24 protein-coding genes are annotated in these 19,244 nt (G+C 27.1%); 2 read left to right on the forward strand and 22 right to left on the reverse strand.

Annotated features, from left to right (window positions below; all coding sequences use genetic code 11):
- From ACEXNK_RS03050 to ACEXNK_RS03065, 4 genes are all read right to left on the reverse strand, one after another.
- Positions 1-534 (reverse strand): GrdB-related putative oxidoreductase, encoded by a 534-nt coding sequence (locus ACEXNK_RS03050; RefSeq protein WP_373599697.1) that lies wholly within the window; start codon positions 532-534, stop codon positions 1-3.
- A gap of 8 nt (positions 535-542) precedes the next feature.
- Complete coding sequence (gene celB, locus ACEXNK_RS03055) at positions 543-1,886, reverse strand: PTS cellobiose transporter subunit IIC (protein ID WP_373599696.1); 1,344 nt, start codon at positions 1,884-1,886, stop codon at positions 543-545.
- 136 nt (positions 1,887-2,022) lie between these two features.
- Positions 2,023-2,349 (reverse strand): PTS sugar transporter subunit IIB, encoded by a 327-nt coding sequence (locus tag ACEXNK_RS03060; RefSeq protein ID WP_373599695.1) that lies wholly within the window; start codon positions 2,347-2,349, stop codon positions 2,023-2,025.
- 51 nt (positions 2,350-2,400) lie between these two features.
- Positions 2,401-2,715, reverse strand: coding sequence for a PTS lactose/cellobiose transporter subunit IIA (locus ACEXNK_RS03065; RefSeq protein ID WP_373599694.1), 315 nt, complete (start codon positions 2,713-2,715; stop codon positions 2,401-2,403).
- Positions 2,716-3,073: 358 nt separating this feature from the next.
- Here ACEXNK_RS03065 and ACEXNK_RS03070 point away from each other — a divergent pair, with 358 nt between their 5' ends.
- A complete protein-coding gene (locus ACEXNK_RS03070) occupies positions 3,074-3,754 on the forward strand; it encodes a hypothetical protein (protein WP_373599693.1) in 681 nt (226 codons plus the stop codon).
- A 35-nt stretch (positions 3,755-3,789) separates the two neighbouring features.
- Here ACEXNK_RS03070 and ACEXNK_RS03075 read toward each other — a convergent pair whose 3' ends face one another.
- From ACEXNK_RS03075 to larE, 12 genes are all read right to left on the reverse strand, one after another.
- The gene (locus tag ACEXNK_RS03075) at positions 3,790-4,113 is read right to left on the reverse strand and encodes a PTS lactose/cellobiose transporter subunit IIA (protein WP_373599692.1); all 324 of its coding nucleotides are present in this window, start codon (positions 4,111-4,113) and stop codon (positions 3,790-3,792) included.
- Between the two features lie 21 nt (positions 4,114-4,134).
- The gene (chbG, locus tag ACEXNK_RS03080) at positions 4,135-4,866 is read right to left on the reverse strand and encodes a chitin disaccharide deacetylase (protein WP_373599691.1); all 732 of its coding nucleotides are present in this window, start codon (positions 4,864-4,866) and stop codon (positions 4,135-4,137) included.
- Entirely contained in the window at positions 4,859-6,208 is a 1,350-nt protein-coding gene (locus ACEXNK_RS03085) for a 6-phospho-beta-glucosidase (RefSeq protein ID WP_373599690.1), read from the reverse strand. Before ACEXNK_RS03085 ends, chbG begins: the two co-directional genes overlap by 8 nt.
- Positions 6,209-6,365: 157 nt before the next feature.
- Complete coding sequence (locus tag ACEXNK_RS03090; RefSeq protein ID WP_373599689.1) at positions 6,366-6,665, reverse strand: GIY-YIG nuclease family protein; 300 nt, start codon at positions 6,663-6,665, stop codon at positions 6,366-6,368.
- A 46-nt stretch (positions 6,666-6,711) separates the two neighbouring features.
- Positions 6,712-7,449 carry a tRNA pseudouridine(38-40) synthase TruA gene (truA, locus tag ACEXNK_RS03095; protein WP_373599688.1) on the reverse strand — a complete coding sequence of 246 codons (738 nt, stop codon included), beginning with the start codon at positions 7,447-7,449 and terminating at the stop codon, positions 6,712-6,714.
- Positions 7,450-7,462: 13 nt separating this feature from the next.
- Positions 7,463-8,884 (reverse strand): sensor histidine kinase, encoded by a 1,422-nt coding sequence (locus ACEXNK_RS03100; RefSeq protein ID WP_373599687.1) that lies wholly within the window; start codon positions 8,882-8,884, stop codon positions 7,463-7,465.
- Entirely contained in the window at positions 8,884-9,585 is a 702-nt protein-coding gene (gene walR, locus ACEXNK_RS03105; protein ID WP_373599686.1) for a cell wall metabolism DNA-binding response regulator WalR, read from the reverse strand. The genes ACEXNK_RS03100 and walR overlap by 1 nt, the downstream gene beginning before the upstream one ends.
- Before the next feature lie 20 nt (positions 9,586-9,605).
- On the reverse strand, positions 9,606-10,976 hold the full coding sequence (locus ACEXNK_RS03110) for a hypothetical protein (RefSeq protein WP_373599685.1): 1,371 nt from the start codon (positions 10,974-10,976) through the stop codon (positions 9,606-9,608).
- On the reverse strand, positions 10,977-11,603 hold the full coding sequence (locus tag ACEXNK_RS03115; RefSeq protein ID WP_373599684.1) for an HDIG domain-containing metalloprotein: 627 nt from the start codon (positions 11,601-11,603) through the stop codon (positions 10,977-10,979).
- 69 nt (positions 11,604-11,672) lie between these two features.
- Entirely contained in the window at positions 11,673-12,056 is a 384-nt protein-coding gene (locus tag ACEXNK_RS03120; protein ID WP_373599683.1) for a hypothetical protein, read from the reverse strand.
- A 60-nt stretch (positions 12,057-12,116) separates the two neighbouring features.
- Positions 12,117-13,274: a THUMP domain-containing class I SAM-dependent RNA methyltransferase gene (locus ACEXNK_RS03125; RefSeq protein ID WP_373599682.1), complete on the reverse strand. Its 1,158-nt coding sequence runs from the start codon at positions 13,272-13,274 to the stop codon at positions 12,117-12,119.
- 9 nt (positions 13,275-13,283) lie between these two features.
- Positions 13,284-14,093, reverse strand: coding sequence for an ATP-dependent sacrificial sulfur transferase LarE (gene larE, locus ACEXNK_RS03130; RefSeq protein WP_373599681.1), 810 nt, complete (start codon positions 14,091-14,093; stop codon positions 13,284-13,286).
- Positions 14,094-14,250: 157 nt separating this feature from the next.
- On the opposite strand from larE, the gene ACEXNK_RS03135 reads away from it, so the two are divergent.
- On the forward strand, positions 14,251-14,481 hold the full coding sequence (locus ACEXNK_RS03135; protein WP_373599680.1) for a hypothetical protein: 231 nt from the start codon (positions 14,251-14,253) through the stop codon (positions 14,479-14,481).
- A 78-nt stretch (positions 14,482-14,559) separates the two neighbouring features.
- Here ACEXNK_RS03135 and ACEXNK_RS03140 read toward each other — a convergent pair whose 3' ends face one another.
- From ACEXNK_RS03140 to ACEXNK_RS03165, 6 genes are all read right to left on the reverse strand, one after another.
- Positions 14,560-15,075 carry a hypothetical protein gene (locus ACEXNK_RS03140; RefSeq protein ID WP_373599679.1) on the reverse strand — a complete coding sequence of 172 codons (516 nt, stop codon included), beginning with the start codon at positions 15,073-15,075 and terminating at the stop codon, positions 14,560-14,562.
- Positions 15,076-15,325: 250 nt separating this feature from the next.
- On the reverse strand, positions 15,326-15,970 hold the full coding sequence (locus ACEXNK_RS03145) for an ABC-2 transporter permease (RefSeq protein WP_373601265.1): 645 nt from the start codon (positions 15,968-15,970) through the stop codon (positions 15,326-15,328).
- 2 nt (positions 15,971-15,972) lie between these two features.
- Positions 15,973-16,827 (reverse strand): ABC transporter ATP-binding protein, encoded by an 855-nt coding sequence (locus ACEXNK_RS03150; RefSeq protein ID WP_373601264.1) that lies wholly within the window; start codon positions 16,825-16,827, stop codon positions 15,973-15,975.
- 10 nt (positions 16,828-16,837) lie between these two features.
- On the reverse strand, positions 16,838-17,212 hold the full coding sequence (locus ACEXNK_RS03155) for a GntR family transcriptional regulator (RefSeq protein ID WP_373601263.1): 375 nt from the start codon (positions 17,210-17,212) through the stop codon (positions 16,838-16,840).
- Positions 17,213-17,415: 203 nt separating this feature from the next.
- Positions 17,416-17,775, reverse strand: a complete 360-nt coding sequence (locus ACEXNK_RS03160) for an arsenate reductase family protein (RefSeq protein WP_373601262.1) — start codon at positions 17,773-17,775, stop codon at positions 17,416-17,418.
- 66 nt (positions 17,776-17,841) lie between these two features.
- Complete coding sequence (locus ACEXNK_RS03165) at positions 17,842-19,146, reverse strand: hypothetical protein (protein ID WP_373601261.1); 1,305 nt, start codon at positions 19,144-19,146, stop codon at positions 17,842-17,844.
- Positions 19,147-19,244 lie beyond the last annotated feature (98 nt).

The following is a 19,244-nucleotide window of genomic DNA, read 5'->3' on the forward strand; positions in this document are numbered from 1 at the left end:
TTAGAAGCAAACTTCTTCTTTAAATTTAGATACATCTTCATTTTCAGCAAGTTTATTCGCCATTTGGCATATATTTTTTAATGATTCATTAAGTCCTATACCACCTTTTTTAGGTGTTTTTACTATTAACACTTCATTTTTAAATTTATCTAAAATTTCAGTATTTTCAAGAGACATTGCTGCAAATGCTTTTATATCTGTACTATCATTAATACTTTTAGCTAATATAGCTGACATTTTAGCAAAGTTTTCATAATTAAATGCTGGTCCACAAACAACAACATCTGGATTTATTTTCTTTACCATAGCAACCATTTTAGCAGTTACTTCTTCTTCATTGTTTATAAAATATTCATCCCCACAATAAAGACTTGCTACGACTTTAGCACCAATTTCTTTCAAATATGGTTCCATCATAACTCCTGGTCCTAATGGAGTAGTCTTTCCTCCTGGCGGTATATTAGATTTCTCTTTACCACCTGCACCAGCCTGTATTTGATCTAGTATAAGAACTATTTTAGTCAAATTTTTCATCTCCTATATTAAAATTCTAAGTCATCAAATGATAAGTCATCTTCTTCTTCAACATTATTTTCTTCTTCAACTAAGTACTGCTTGTCTAATATTTTTATAAACGGCAGATACATAAAGCATCCAATTATTAATAGTATAAGTTGAAGTACAGATGCTTGCCATCCACTTACTAAGAATCCACTAAATATTACTGGAGTTGTCCAAGGTATTTGAACTCCATTTGTTAATGGTACTAATCCTGAATCCATACAGAAGTATGTTACTATTTGGTTAAACATTGGAACAAACATAAATGGTATTAATAATATTGGATTTAGCATTATCGGTAATCCAAATATTATAGGCTCATTTATTCCAAATATACCTGGTAATAAAGATAGCTTACCTAATTCTTTTATACGTCTACTCTTACATACAAGTAGCATTACTATTAATAGAGAAAGTGTACTTCCTCCTCCTCCAAATGTAGCAAACATATCTTGGAACTGTCCTGTTATTATATTAGGTAATTCTTGTCCTGCTTGGAAAGCTTCTAAGTTTTCAGCAGATAATAACTTTAGTATAGGGTTGTATACTGCTCCAACAACACTTGATCCGTTTATTCCAAAGAACCAGAATAAGTGTAAGAATATGTAAGATATTACCGTAGCTGTTAAAGTATTTCCTAGTTTTAATAATGGCATTTGTAAGAACTGGTATATAAATTCATGTATATTTCCATATGGTGTTAATTCAAATCCAGTTTTTATTAAGAAGAATATTATCATTATTATAGCACTTGGTATTAAAGCGGCAAATGACTTAGCAACAGTAGGAGGAACCCCTTCTGGCATTTTTATAGTCCAGCCTTTATTAACTACCCATTGGAATATAGCAACTGATACGAAAGATGTTATCATACCAACAAACATACCTTTAGATCCCATCCATCCTAGAGGTATACCTTTTACTTCATATACAACTTCCATACCTTCTGGAGTATATGGTATTGTAAAAGGAGTAATTATAAAGAATGCTACTAAAGCAACTGCAGCTGCTTGTATTGCATCAGCTTTAATTTGCTTAGCAAATGAAAACGCTATCCCCATAATTGCAAGAACAGTCATAACATCAAATGTAGCTGCTGTTACATGACCTAATCCACTAGCCCAGTTTTCCCCAAAAAACTTAGCCCAAAACTCATTCCATCCCGGTATTGGGAAATTCGCTATTAGTAAGAAGAACGATCCTACTATTAATAGTGGAGATGATACTAAAAAACCATCTCTTATTGCTACTAGGTACTTATTTTTACCTATTTTCTCTGCCATAGGCATTAGTACCTTTTCTAAAGTTGACATAAACTTATTCATGTTTACCCCCTAATGTAATATGTTATTTTATATAAAAGAAGCTAATTAATAATTATAATTAATTTAAATTAGCTTCTCTGATATCAACTTTGATTGTAACCCTTATATTCCCTTGATTATATAATTTTTTTACTTATTACTTAGCTTGACGAGCTTTTATCATTTTTATAGCTGTCTTTAAAACCTTTTCCCCATTCATAGAACCATAGTCTACACTATTTATGACATCTACTGGTGCTTTTTCATCAAACTTTGATTGTACCTCTTTTAACATAAATTTAACTTGTGGTCCAAGTAATATACAATCTGGATTTCTTTGTTCTACTATTTTATCTATTTCAGCATATGGAAATGCTTCTACTTCTATCGGTAAATTATGTTGATTTGCAACATTTTGCATTTTACTAGCTAATAAACTTGTTGACATCCCCGCACTACAGAATAAATATATCTTTTTTTTCATTTTAATTCCCTCCTAAAAGCCTTATATATATTTTAATTTTTAATTAAAACCTTATTTATTTGTATTTATTTCTTTTCTTAAATCAATAATTTCTTTTACTAGGTTTCTTTCACTTAAACAAGTCATTAAATGATCTTGAGAGTGTATTAAAAGCATACTAATTTCTACATTTTTTCCATCTGCGTCTTTATTGATTAACCCAGTTTGTATTTTCTGAGCTTCTAATATTTCTTCATTTGCTTTTTCCATGTATTCATCACATTTTTTAAAATCATTTTTCTTAGCCCAGTGTAGAGCTTCATAGATATGTGATTTTGCATTTCCAGCATGAATTATAACCTTTAGTATTTTATCTTGATAATTCATAGTTTCACCACCTTACTTAAGGTCTTTTTAAAATATTTGTTAACGTTTTCTTTAACTATATTTTACAACATATTTTAAAAAAAGGAAATAGTAATTTATATTTTTTTAAAAATTTTTACAATTTCTTTTAAATTTATGTTTTACTCTGCTTTTTCCTATGTTTTCAAGGGATATACGACTTATATTTACATTAGGTTTTAGGGTTATATCTATATTATAACTTATTTTATACTTATGTCTTTAATTATTTACTTATGCTTATATATATTTTTGAAATTAGTCTCAATTATTACATAATTTTCATATATGTATATTGATAGGATAAGCCTATTAAATAAAATTTTATGGAGTGTTTGTAATGTATAAAAATTGTAATTCATCTTATTTAAAATCTTGTAAATGTACACCTAAACCTGATTGTTGTGAGTCTTCTTCTAAATGTATTACGCCTTTTACCCCAGTTTTATTTTACTATCCATGTGAAATGGATCTTTATAATAATTTAGTAAATTGCATAGGAAAAACACTTGGATTTAAACTATCTAATAGTGATTGTATATTGAAACTTAAGTTAACTAAAATTACCCCTTGTAGTTTATGTGGTACTACTTCATCGGGAAAAGGACCTATCTATATAAAGTTATCTGCCATAGACTATGTTGACTTTGGAAAAGAGGTATATGTTAATCCACTATGTAATATAGACTTCTCAGAAATACTAACAGTACCTGGACCTAAAGGTGATAAAGGCGATGCTGGTCCTCAAGGTCCTAAAGGTGATAAAGGCGATACCGGTTCTCAAGGTCCTAAAGGTGATAAAGGCGATACTGGTTCTCAAGGTCCTAAAGGTGATAAAGGCGATGCTGGCCCTCAAGGTCCTAAAGGTGATAAAGGCGATGCTGGCCCTCAAGGTCCTAAAGGTGACAAAGGCGATATCGGTGATGTTGCTGAAATACCAAGTAAAGTAAAACCAGTTCCTTATAACCCCGATAAGAAAAAAGTACCTTATTCATCTAAAAAAACACCTTATAACAAATAAAAATAAGAGCGCTTAATTGCGCTCTTATTTTTATATTAACCTAATTTCTTATATATAAACTCATACATATCTACAAACTCTTTAGCTAATTGTAAAAAGTTCATAGTAGTCATTAAGTGATCTTGAGAGTGAACTAATACAACTCCCATTTCTGTTTTTTCTCCACTAGCTTCCGCTTGTATTAATTCCGTTTGGAATCTATGTGCTTTATTTAAAGTTTCACTAGCTTCTTTTAAAAGTTCTCTTGCTTTTTCAAAATTACCTTGTTTAGCTTCTGCTAATGCCTCGTGTGCACTACTTTTTGCATCTCCAGCGTGACCTATTATTCCAAATGATATTTCAAATATTTTCTCGTTCATATTATTTACCTTCACTTTCCCCTATATATTTCTGTAATTAGTAGTTGTTATATTATTATCTTCAAAAAACTTTTTAAGTTCATCTGAAGTTAATATCTCATGTTCCTTAGTTCTTTCTATTGAATATGAAGTAGACTTAGATAAAAATGCATCTACAAATGCTGGATGACTCATAATATCTACAACATCATATTTTTTTATTTCATCTATATTATTTTTAAAATAATCAGCATCTACATTTTTACTGTAAAAGCTACCTATCATAGGAACTATTTTTTCATAACTTAAATCATATTCAAAACCACCCCTTATAGGTAATTTATATTTTTCAAGTATTTTTTCAATAACAGGTTTAAACTCTATCAATGTGTGAACATGATGATGACTATCAAGATGAGTTATTTTTATACCTGCATCTATAGTTTTATCAATTTGTGCACAAAACTCATTATATAATTCATCCAAATCAATCTCATTTGCTTTTTCTTTCGTTATTCTTCTGAAAAAATATCCATTTTCATCTACTAAAGTTTTATGATTATTTAAAACTGGTTTATAACAGCTTAAAGTCATATGAACTCCACATCCAAGCTTTTCATTTTCTTTTAAAAGTTCTACCGCCTGTTCAAATCCTGGCATCCCAGACATTATTGTACATGAGTTCACAACTCCATTTTTATGTGCTGATATTATACCTTGGTTTACACCTTCGCAATATCCAAAATCATCTGCATTTATTATTAATTTAGTCATTAGCTCCCCCTACCTTTAGTTCTTCTATTTTTTCTTTAAACTGTGGCAAATGTCTTTCATGTGCTATTAGCATTTCATTCATAATAGTTTCTGCTAATTCATCACTAGTAACAAGTGGATTTATTGATAATGCCTGTATAGAAGTATCATAGTCTCCTAAAACAGCAGCTTTAGCAGTTAAAATTTCAAATGACTTTATTTGATTTAAAAGACCTACTGTACCTATTGGCATTTCACCTATAGTTATAGGCATCGGCCCTTCTTTAGTTATAACCGAACTTACTTCTACTGCATGGTTATATCCTATATTAGCTATAGCTCCTCTATTTAATGTATTTACAACTTGTATATCTTTTTTATCATTATATATAGAATTTATTAAATTACATGCTGCATCACTATAATAAGCTCCACCTCTTTTTTCTAATTGTGGAGGTTTTATATCTAAATTTTCATCTTTATATAATTTAAATAAATCTTCTTCTAAAGCCTTTACAACCTCTGCTCTAGTTTGCCCTTTTTCAAATTCACTTAGCTCATGTTCTAACATATCTTTAGTTTTATAATAATATCTATGATATGGACATGGTATAGCTCCTAATGATTTTATAAATCTAGGATTAAAAGGTGCTGTTGACTTTATATTTCTCATACTCATTTCTGAGTTTGCAAATTTTTCAATTGCTTCTTCAGTTATATCAGTTCCATTTAAACAAGCTTTAACTCCATATACCATGTGATTAAGCCCTGCAAATGTAACTTCTAAATTTTCTTTAGACACTTCTAGAGCTTCTGCTACCCCTGCTTTTACTCCTATTGGTACATTACATAACCCTATAAATTTTTTGAAATTAGTATGAGTAAATACCATCTCTGTTATTATTCCAGCTGGATTTGTAAAGTTTATTAACCATGCATCTGGACATAACTCTTCTATATCATTTATTATGTCTAATATAACAGGAACTGTTCTTAATGCTTTAAAAAATCCTCCAGGACCATTAGTTTCTTGTCCTATAATTCCATGTGATAATGGTATTCTTTCATCTTTAATTCTAGCATCTAAAAGACCTACTCTTAGTTGTGTAGTTACAAAATCTGCATCTACTAAAGCTTCTCTTCTATTTAAAGTTGTATGTATAGTCATATCTACCCCAGCTTTTTCAACCATTCTTTTAGCAAGGTTACCAACTATTTCTAATTTTTCTTTCCCCTCTTCAATATCTACCAACCACAATTCCTTTACAGGAAGTTCGCTATGTCTTTTTATAAATCCTTCAACAAGCTCTGGAGTATAACTCGATCCCCCACCTATTGTAACTATCTTTAATCCTTTTTCCATATATCCATAGGTGTAAATATACACCTTCCCCCTCTCCCTTAACTCAGGTAAAACGTTTACATACTAAAAATATCATTTTTCGTCATAAAAATCAACATTTATTTCAAATTTTATTTTTAATTTTATTTTATATTTCATTTATGTATTTTTATTACTCTTATAATTTTCCTATAATATATTTCTCTTTATCTATATTATGTTTTTCATATAGTAAATCGGGATTTTTTATAATTTTAGTTTTATTCACTCTAGTTAATTTCTTTAAAAAGCACTCTAATTTCATAGCTTCACTTCTAGTTTTACTTTCCCAATAAATCTCTAAATTTTTAAATCCTTTAGCTCTAGTGTACTTTGAGTTTATCCCATTTTTATGTTCTTTCATTCTTCTATTTATATCACTTGTATATCCTATGTAATAAGTATCATCTTTACATCTTAATATATATGTGTAATACATCTTTACCTCCAAAAAACAAATTAGACAGCTAAAAGCTGTCTAATTTTTAATATTTTACAGAATATAAGTATAATCCTTTAGCCGGTGCAGTATCTGAAGCTACCTTTCTATCTTTTGCTTCTAACATAAGTTTTATATCCTCTGGTGATTTTCGATTAAGCCCGACGTCTATTAGTGCTCCAACTATTATCCTTACCATATTATATAAAAAACCATTACCTTCTACATATATATCGATTATATCTTTGTTTTTGTTAATAGTTATACTATGAATATTTCTAACATTTGATTTTTTCTTAGATTTAGAAGATGCAAAACTTGTAAAATCATGTTCTCCTACTAAATACTTACTAGCTTCTTCCATCAAATCTATATTTAATGGCTTATCTATATATGTTGCATATTTTCTTAAAAACACATTGTGATATTTAGAGTTATCAATTTTATATAAATATACTTTTCTTTTAGCATTATATCTTGAGTGAAATCTATCCTCTACTTCTTTCACGTCTTTTATAACTATGTCTTCCGGTAAATATTTATATAAGTAATCGTTCATCTTTTCTATAGACATTTTAGAATTAGTCTTAAAATTAGCAACTTGATTGTAAGCATGTACACCCATGTCAGTTCTTCCTGATCCTATTATTTCTACAGTTTCATCTACCATTTTGCTAAGTACTGATTCTATCTTTCCCTGTATTGTATTGTCATTATCTTTAAGTCTTTGAAACCCTTTATATCTTGACCCATCGTATTCTATTGTCAACTTTATATTTCTCATTTTATTCCTCTTTCTATACAGATTCTACTAAAATATTTTTTAAAGTGAAGGTAATACAAGTACCTTCTCCTTTTTTACTATTTATTTTCATTTGTCCACCATGCAACTTTACTATTTCATTGCTTATAGCAAGTCCTAATCCACTACCTGCTTTATTATAATTTTCTTGGAAGAATTTATCTAATACTTTTTCTAAGTTATGCTCTTCTATTCCTTCTCCATTATCGATAACCTTTATAATTGTATATTCTACATCCTGATCTACAACAATTTTTACATATCCTTTTGAATCTGTAAATTTAAGAGAATTTTGAACTAAATTTATAAGAACTTGTCTTAGTCTATTTTTATCACCTTGTATCTTGTTTATGTTATCAGTTTCAAATTCACAAGTTAAAGATATATCTTGCTCGCTAGCTTTAACTTTTAGTTGATTTACTACTCCTACAGATAATGATTCAATGTCAACCATATCTATTTGCAGTTTTATTCTATCAGATGATAATCTTGAGAAATCTAAAAGTTCTTCAACTAATTTTATAAGTCTTTCTGTTTCATCTTGTATTATCCCTAATCCTAAGTCTAGTTCTTCTTTTCCTATTCCTTCATAACCTAGGGTCTCACTCCAACCTTTTATTGATGTTAAAGGTGTTCTAAGTTCATGAGATATAGAAGATATAAATTCTTCTTTTAATTTTTCACTTTTATCTATTTCTTGAGCCATATGTTCAAAAGTTTGTGCCAATTCTCCAATTTCATCATCTACAATAGCTCTTGGTTTTAATTTTATATTGTAGTTACCATGAGCTAATTCATTTGCAAATTTTTTTAATTCACTTAGTGGATCAATTAAAGTATATGCAAATTTTAAACTTATCGATATAGCTATTAATAATATGAATATTCCTGCTAATATAAGCCCTAATGTAATTTTAAATACAGTTTTATCTATAGCGTCCAGAGATACTGTATATCTAACAATTCCTTCTATCTGATTATTTAGCATAAGAGGTACAGATACACTCATAACATGTTCACCAGTATCTTTAATTTTATAATCACTAGTTTCTATAACATTTTTTAAAGCTTTATTAACATCTTCATAATAAGCTTTTTCATTGCTTTTAAAGCCGTATTGATCAATTATTATATTTTTATCTTTATCTATTATTTCTACAGCCATTTCTGAATTTGTATTTATATCTTTTTTATCAAAAATATTATTTATTTTTTGTTCAAAACTCCTATCTCCTATGTATCCACCATATATATTCATTGTATTTTTAGCTTGATGCATAAGAGTTTGTTCTATTGAATCATAGTAGTAATTTTTAGCATAAAATATAAATAACCCTTCAAATAATGTTACTGTTATTATAATTATTATAAAATAGTTTTTTATTATCTTCTTTCTAAGTCCTTCAAAGTGTATCACTATTCGTTATCCTTTCTCCAACAGTAACCATATCCCCAAACTGTTTGTATAAACTTAGGTTTTGATGAATCATCTTCTATCTTATTTCTTATTCTTCTTATATTTACATCAACAATCTTAAAATCATATAAATAATTTGTTCCCCATACTTCATCAAGAATTTGATCTCTACTTAAAGATTGTTTTTCATTTGTTATTAAAAACTTAACTATAGAAAATTCAGTCGGTGTTAACTCTATTTCTTCATTGTTTTTAAATAACTTTCTTTTTTCTAAATCTAATATAAAAGGTCCACTTTCTATTACGCTTTGATTTTTGCTATTAGCTTCTCTATTTATTCTTCTTGAAAGTGCACTAACCCTCATAAGTAACTCTTTTATACTAAAAGGTTTAACCATGTAATCATCTGCCCCAGAAATAAACCCTTCTATTTTATCTTCTTCTTGTGATTTTGCAGTAAGCATTATTATACCAACTGAGTCAAAATTATTTCTTATATATTTACATACTTCTATCCCACTCATATCAGGTAACATAACATCTAGTAATGCTATAGATATGTTTTTTTCATTCGATATTTTATCTATTGCTTCTTGTCCAGTTCCAGCTTCTATAACTTCATATCCTTCTCTTTTTAAATTTATACTAACAAAACTTCTTATTCCTATTTCATCTTCTAAAACTAATATTTTTTCATTCATAACAATCCCTCCCTATTAATTTAGTAAATAACTTTAAAGTTTTCTTGTATCGCGTCTTCTGATAAATTTAAAGACTTAAATACTTTTGGATTATTTACAATAAGTATATATGATTCTTTATCATTTTCTAACATTAAAGTTCCATTAATATTAGTATTTGAATTACTATTAGATCTTTTATTTTCATCAATTTTGTTTTTAGCTACTTTATTTATAGTAAATAGTTTTATCGGTTCTGTTTGGTGTATATCGTAGTAAACAAATTCAAAACTATTTTTATCTTTTGGATCTATTTCTACATATAATTTATTTGCTAAATTATTAGGTATGTTTAGTTTAAAATTATTTTCATAATTGTAATATACTTGACTTACAAATACTGGTTTAGACTCTTCTTTTGATTTACCATTCCATACATACCAGCTAATAGTTGCTGATGTTTTTGGATTATACCCCTTAGTATTACTATTGATTACAGGTAATTCAACTATACCATCATTATTCATGTCTTCAACTGGAATATAGTATGGTTTTTTTATCTCCATATTATTTTCGTCAAAGGCTTTATATAATCTATTTTCATCTAAATACAGTATTTGAGTTGTATATGAATCATTTCCTGTAAATGATTTAGTATCTACTACAATACCTTTTTTGTCTTTGCTCACTTTATCAATGCTTATATATGCACTATCTAAACTTTTTACGTCTTTTAATATTGTAAAGTCTTTTAGTTTAATATACTCATCAAAGTAAGTTAAACTAACTGCTAATTCATGTGTATCTGGATTATAACTAGATATAATTAAGTCTAAGTTTCCTTCATTATCTAAATTTCCAACATCAACTTTCATTTCACTAAATCCATTTTTATTATCTATCCAACTTGGATCAAATCTGTATAATCTAGTTACTTTACCATCTTTAAATTCGCATATATCTAAATTAGACTTATTACCATTTTTAGTCACTAGTAAAATTTCTTTTAACCCATCATTATCTAAATCATAAAAGTTGGCATATTCTATACTTTCTCCACTAACTAAATATTCTCCTGAAGTGTATACGCTTTGATTTCCATTATTTAAAACAGAAAATCCAACTTTACTCGTGCCTTCATCTAAATTTTCATTTTTTTGAAACACAACTATTTCATTCACCTTATTATTATCTAAATCAACTTCATTTATTGTTGCAACTTCAGAAGAATTTTTAGGTAATACTATCGTTGAATTTGCACCTAAACTTGCATTTATATCTCCATATAATCTTTCCTCTTTCTCATTATATTGAGGCTTTTTTATTAATTGCTCTGGAGACTCTGTACTAGTACATCCTACATTGAAAAAACTAACGAATAATACTAATACAATCAATCTAAATAACTTCATTTAATTCCCCTCTCTAGTTTCTAGGTAAGCTTTAAACTTTTCTATTTTCTCTAGTTCTTTTGATTCAATTTCTTTAGTTATTCCTCCTCTGCCTAATCGGTCTGCAGTAGAGATTAACGCTATTTCATTATAATCTATATCTTTTACTAAATTTTCATATGAGAAAAAAGGTAAATTTTTATCGTAAAATAATGGTTGCATATGATGTCTAACTAATTTAGATACCTTATATTTAAATTCTTGATTATTTGTTAATTCATCAAGAATTTCTTTACATATTTTTTCTCCTTCTACATCATGATTGTAAGATGTTATTCTACCTTTTCTAATTTTAGTTGTAGTAAGTTTTCCTATATCATGAAGCAATGCTCCCCACATAAAAGCTAGTCCATCTTTTGAGCTTTCTTTAACTTTAGCAGCATTATCTACAACCATTAAAACATGATTTAATACATTTCCTTCTGGATGATATTTTAAATTTTGATCTATATCTTTGAGCTTACATAGTTTTTCTATAAGTTCTATATCATAAGTTTTATTTTTTATAATATTATTTATATATTCAGATGGTTTTTCATCTTTCATTAAATGTTCACTAATTTCTTTAAAAATCAAATCTTTTTCCATTTATGTCACATCCTTAAATTGAATTTTTAAAATAAGAGCTTAAATGATTTAAGCTCTTATTTTAATTTTTTATTCTATTGATTCAGTTGACTCTTCTATAGGATTTTTTAATTGTTCTTCTTCTATTTTTTCTACTTCTTCATTTCTTATAACTTTATTATCTCTATTTTTTTTAGTAGAATTAGATGATTTTTTATTTTTTGGAAATAAGTTTAAATTTAATTTAATACCACTTTTCTTATTTTTATTATTAGAACTTGCTTTCATTCCATATTTCTCTTTTTCTTTCTCTGGAACCAATTCATTCAATACTATTTCTGCTTGTTTATCTTCTTCATCCATAATGCATTCTAATTTTGTATCATTTTTAGGTAATTCTTTTATATTACTTTTACCTTTATTCATTCTTTTTCTTTGTTTAGCTTTACTATTTTTTTTTGATGAGTTCTTCATTTTTATATCACCCCTAAAATTTATTTATTCATTAATATATATATTTTAGAGGGCTTGTAATTATTTGTTATTATTTATATATTTTGGTGGTCTAGGTCCTATATATTGATATATATAAGTCTTTAATCTACCGTTATATAGCTTTCTCTTTTTAGTAGCTTTTTTATTAAATGCATTTTCAAAGTCTTCGTATGAAGTTACCATGTAGTAAGACCATGTTTTAAGCTCTTTAAATGCATACCCTAAATCTTTATATAATTTTTTAACAGTTTGTTTATCTTCAAGTCTTTCTCCATATGGTGGATTTGTTATTATAAATCCAAACTTTTCTTCGCTTTCAAAGTTTTTAGCATTGAATACTTTAAACTCTACATAATCTTCAACTCCAGCAAGTTCTGCATTTTGTCTTGCTATCATTACAGCTTCTTTATCTATGTCATAACCATAAATTTTAAAATCTACATCATCGTTCATTTTACCAAATGCATCTTTTCTTACATCCCACCATATTTTCTTATCCATTGTAGACCACTTTTCAGCTACAAATTCACGATTAAGTCCTGGCGCCATATTAAGTCCTAACATAGCAGCTTCTATAACTATAGTTCCTGAACCACACATAGGGTCAACTAGTGTTCTACCTGGTTGCCATGGTGTTAATTGAACCATAGCTGATGCCATAGTTTCTCTTAGTGGAGCTTTTGTAGAAACCTCTCTATAACCTCTTTTATGAAGCGCCATACCACTAGTATCTATAGCTAATGTTACTATATCTTTATGAATAAATACCTGTATAGGGTATTTTTCTTTTGTTTCGGGTAACATACCATCTTCTTGATAACTTATTTTTAAACTTTCAACTACTGCCTTTTTTACTATTGCTTGTATATCTGAAGTTGAAAATAATTTTGACTTTATTGATGATGCCTTAGATACTGGAAATTCTCCTCCATAAGGAATATATTTCGCCCAATTTATAGCTTTAGTATTTTCAAATAGGTCATTGAATGTTTTAGCTTCAAACTCAGCAACCTTTAAAAGTACTCTCTCTGCTGTTCTTAGCCATATATTAGACATAGCTATTCCTTTTTCATCAGTTTTATAAGTTACTCTTCCGTCTTCTGTTTTTATTATTTCATATCCTAAATTCGTTATTTCATTTTTAAGTATTTTTTCTATTCCAAAAAAACACGGTGTTACTAATGTATAATTTTTCATGCCTTCCTCCTAGTGCTTTATTGAATCATTCATACTTCCCATACGATATCCTAATAAGTCTAGTGTTACATACTTAAATCCTATATCTTTTAGCTTATTATGCGTACTTTTTAGTATTTCCTTATCAAAAAATTTATAAATCTCATTTTCTTCTACTTCTATTCTTGCTAGACAGTCGTGAGCTCTTACTCTAAACTGTTTAAACCCTAAATCTTGTAAATACTCTTCGCTTTTTTCAATCATTCTAAGTTTTTCATTCGTTATAGTTTCTCCATAAGGGATTCTAGTTGCTAGACATGCAAATGCAGGCTTATCAAACGTAGGTACATTTAATACTTTTGATAAACTCCTTATATCATCTTTAGTTAGCAAACTGTCTTTTAGCGGACTTTTTATATTTAATTCTTCTAAAGCCTTCAGTCCTGGTCTATAATCCCCTAAGTCATCTAAGTTTGTTCCATCTAAAATATATTTAATATTATTCTCATTTGCTATATTTTTTATATTTGTAAATATAGCTTTTTTACAGTAATAACATCTTTTTTCATTATTATCTATAAATTCTTTAATATCAAAATTATCAATTTCTATAACTATATGTTTAACACCTAAAGCTTTTGTATATGCTTTAGCTTCTTCTATTTCTCTATTTGAATGCATCATAGCATGTATTGTTACAGCTATACATTTATCTCCTAATGTATCTTTTGCTACCTTTAGTAAAAAAGTACTATCTACTCCACCTGAAAATGCAACTGCTACACTCTCAAGTTCTCTCAATCTACTCTTTAATAGTTCTAGCTTGTTCGAAGTATCCATTACCCCATACCTCCCCCATTTTCTAATACTTTTAATTATATACAATATATAGTTTTTAATCAAATATTTTAGAATATGTGTCGATATTGTAATATTTTGTTTTATTTGAGTTTTTTTTCTGTATGTTATATTATAAATTTGATAGGGGGATGACATTATGAATATAGAATTTAAACATTTGGAAAAATTACTTAACTGTAATACTCATGTTAAACTTAATTTATTAGATAAAGACAATATTTTAGAAATTAAAGCTAATTATAAAGTGATATCTACCTTAGAACTTTCTAATAATAATTTAGAGGATAACGCTAAGCTCATATATGATAAGCTTATAAATTTAGATGGTATTACTCTTTATATCCCAAAAGTTTATATAAAAGATTAAAAATAAAGGGAGTTGTTTAAACGTTTAAGACAACTCCCTTTTGTTTCTTTTTTTATTTAATAATTCTAATATATAAATTTAATAATTTCTTCTATTTTTTTTTCTTAAGGCTTCTTGTTTATAAAGTTCTCGCCTTTCCCTTTTAATTTGTAACTCTTTCTCTCTTCTAATTTCTTTTTCTCTTTTAGACCTAATTGTGTAAGCCCCAATCCCTTTTAACGTTGACATTACTCCTATAGCTATAGATATCTGAGGTAACAATGTAACTATTTTTAAATTAGTAAACAATGTTTCTAGTATACTATTATCTATAAAAGTTGGTACTAAAAAAAATGGAGTCCACGCTGCTAAAATGCTTAATAATATGGAAAAAATCGAATTTTCCTCATCTTCAATAGCTTTAAACGATATATAAAACGATATCATATATATAATAGGTGGTATTATGAAAAACATTATATCATTATTTGTATTATTACCTTTATTTTTTAAATTTATATATACCATTGTATATGTAACTATTTCTATTAAAAATAGTACTGTAATTATAGTTGAAAGAGATCTTACCATAGAACTATTTTGTTTTTCACTCATATTAGCCTCCATATATTAGATTTTAAAAACAATATAGTTAATTAAAACTTTTAATATTATAACTAAAATATTATCATATAATTCTGAAATTTAACATATAAAATATTCTTATTTATATATATTATACTTAACTATTAGTTTTTATTGCTTTTTAATTTGATTGTCTATAATAAAATAAGGAGGTTTAGATAAACTAATCCTCCTTATTTAAAGTTTTATATTCATTTTCATAATCAATATCTTATATTAGCTATTTCACTTCTTTATTACTATAAATTTTCAAACTAATAATCATAGATATAGACACTACAACCATACTTACTACAGTAACTATCATAGGTAATCCAATATTATTTAATTTGTTTATGATATTAATAATAAATTCTTTATCTGTATTTATTGTTTGCATTACTCCTGTTGCTATTGCCATGATTAATAAAAACATTAACATATTTATCACTTTAGCTTTATTCATTCCAAACTTAATAACAACAGGTATTATCATAGATATAGTTACTATTGATGATAATAATCCTATTGTTACTAACATTTCTATTGGTATTTCTATTGGGTTGATTGTATTTATAGTAAAATATATTAATGTCAATATAGCTATAGATGATAATGATATAGTTATGCCTAATATATATCTAGAAATTACATATTCACTTCTCTTTACTGGTAGTGTAGCTATAAGATTATCTATTCCATAAGTATCCTCATACCCCATAACTTGATTCATAAATAAGTATCCACTCATTGCAAATACCATACCAAGAAATGAAGGTGAAACTATAGATACTAAAAGCCAAATTCCAAACACAAGCCCTAAATTTTTAAATCCAGCTGTTAAATTATTTATACTCATTTTCGTTAAATTCATTATATTTACCATAATTAGCACCCCTTTGTATAATACATTAATATATCTTCTAAATTTACATTATCATATACAACTTCATCTCCAAATACTTCATATGCACTTTTTATATTTGATGTTAATCCATTGAATCCAAAGGAATTTTTATTGTATGATATTAGTTCTTTTTTAGTATCACTATCAAGTAATTCACTACTTCCCCTTATAATTTTATGTTTTTCTAATATACTTTCTTTATCTCCTGTAAGGACTATTCTTCCTTCATATATAAAAACAAGATAATCTGCTACTTTATCTAAATCTGATGTTATATGTGTTGAATAAAACACAGTTGCTTCTTCTTTTTCTATATGTTCTTGTAATATGTCTAAAAACTCATTTCTAACTATAGGGTCTAAGTTTGCAGTAGGTTCATCCATTATTATCAGCTTTGGATGATGAGATAGAGCCATTACTAGTTCAAATTTCTTTTGTTGTCCTTTTGATAACTCTTTATAAACCTTTTTTTCATCTAATTTAAATAGATCTACATACCTTTTATATAAATCATCATCCCAATTTTTATAAAAAGCGGCTACTCCTCTTTTTATATTTTTAAGTTTTAATTCTTGTAAATAACCTGAAATATCTCCTACATATCCTATAATTTCCTTTATTGAAATATCATTTATATTACTTTCTTTTCCAAATACCTTGATACTACCACTATCTTTGAATAACATATTCATAATCAACTTTATAGTTGTTGTTTTTCCAGATCCATTAGGTCCTATAAATCCAGTTATATATCCTTTTTCAATATCTAAATTTTCTATTTTCACTTCAAATTCGTTAAACTTTTTACTTAAATCTCTAATTTCTATAGCACTCATAACTCTCCTCCTAAACTTCTTCATATATACTTTTAAAAATTTCTATTCCTTCTTCTAATGTTATACCAGCCGATTTTGCTTGTTTTATTATTACTTCTAACTTATTTTCAATTTCATATAAAGTTATTTCTCTTAATCTATCTTTATTTTGCATAGATACAAATGTACCTTTACCTGTAACAGTTTCTATAAATCCTTCTTTTTCTAACTCTTCATAAGCTCTTTTTATAGTTATAATACTTACTTTTAATTCTTTTGCTAAGTTTCTTATTGATGGCAATCCATCACCTTGTTTTAAAGTTGAATCTAGTATTTGATTTTGTATTTGATTTTTAATCTGTTCATACAAAGGTATTGATGATGTATTGCTTATATTTATATTCATCATTTCACCTCTTTTCTTTGTTTTATTATAACTGTGCATAAAGTGTATATATAATATATATACACTTTATGCACAGTTAGTGTCAACTATTTTTATAAATTTTATTCATTTTCTTAAATATCCACTTTAATGATCATACCTTTTCATTTGAATATTTTTATATTCTTACACAAAAAATGAACTCTAAAAGAGTTCATTTTTTATTATTTATTTAAAAGTTTTTCTTTCCATTCTTCTTCTTTAAATCCAATTAAGACATTTTTACCATCGAAAGCTATAGGTCTTTTTATAAGCATACCATCACTTGCTAGTATTTCTAAAAGTTTATCATCGCTTTCTGTTTTTACTACATCTTTAAGGCCTAGTTCTCTATATTTCACTCCACTTGTATTGAAAAATTTTTTAAGTTCATAGCCACTAATTTTATACATTGTTTCTAATTCTTCTTTACTTGGAGGATTTTTTACTATTTCAATTTCCTCAAAGTCTATATTATTTTCATTAAGCCAAGCCTTGGCTTTTCTAACTGTAGATCATCTAGAATATCCATAAAATTTTAACATGTTTACCACTTTCCTTTACTTGCTTTTTTATATTATTACACATATTTTTTTTATTTTAAACATATTTTATTCATTCCAAGGAACAACTTCAACTTCTCCGTAGCATCTTTCTTTTAATCTATTTGAATATTCGCCTTTATAGTTGATTATATATAAAACTACCAATTCAACATATCTAGTTCCTATTTGAAGTATATTCCACATATCTTCTACATTTAAATTAGCTCTTTTAGTTTTTCTCGTTGGATGAACAATTTTATTTCTAAAATAAGTAAATATATCTATTCCATCATCAAATTTACTTTGTATATAATCATTAAACTCATTTAGCTCTTCTTTTCCATAATATATATTACAAGTTTTAAGCAGCAATCTTATATTATCCGATGCCGTATTTTGTTCAAACTCATTATCATTTAAAACTTTTGCTTTCTCTACAACTACAACATACGATAATGTTTCAAGTGCAATTTGTATAGAAACAACATTATTTTCTATACTTATATTATCAAGTGATTCTATGTACCAATCTATAACATGTTTTAAAGCTGGCCCATAGTAATTATCATGTAATTTTCTACACATCAAATTTATATATTTTTCTATATTATGATGGTTTGCTATAGTATCTGACCAAGTTGGAATATATTTAAATGGTGTTATCATAGATTCTTTCCAAAGCCTAAAATTATTTTTATTTTCTTTATACCCCGTAACTAGGCAAATACCAACATACCTTCCTGCTAAGAAGCTAAGCGTATCCGATATTTCATCCAATAATTTAAATACATATGTAGATTTAAATGGCTTATTATCTTTCCTTCTAATCCTACCTATATGAGTTATTATGCTTCCATTTTTAAATTTAAGTTCCTCATATAATTCTTTTCTATAATCATATCTTTTATCTATAATAATTTCATATCCACTTACTTCAAACTCTATCCTTCCTGCAAATAGTTTTTCACAGTTCTTAATAAGTTTCCCTTGATTTTTATCAAAATTTACAATATGAAAGTCAATATAGTCAACATATCTATTTTTAGATTTTATTATCCCGCTACTTACATATCCATCTATAACATTTTTATTTATACTATTTAAGGTTACATGAATAGGTTGGTACCCATGTAGCTCTAAGTATCCTTCTAAATAATCATTTTTTATTAATTCTAAATCTTCGCTTTTATATCCTAGTATTTTAGCCTCAAAATTTATACTAACTGGAGGGCTGATTTTATAGTAAATTCGACCCTTACATTTATATAGCTTATCTAGGTAAATGCAAAAACTCCCTTCATGAATAACTATATCCTCATCAATACCATAATCAAAGTACTGCGAGGATATAGCTTCCTTTACTACCTTCATTTTTAGCCCACCTTCATTAAAACATAGTTGTCTTAATATTATAACATATATGATAAATAAAAAACATTTATTTAGATTTTAAGTGTTTAATACAAGTT

The organism is Paraclostridium bifermentans, assembly GCF_964259345.1.
Classification (GTDB): domain Bacteria; phylum Bacillota; class Clostridia; order Peptostreptococcales; family Peptostreptococcaceae; genus Paraclostridium; species Paraclostridium bifermentans_B.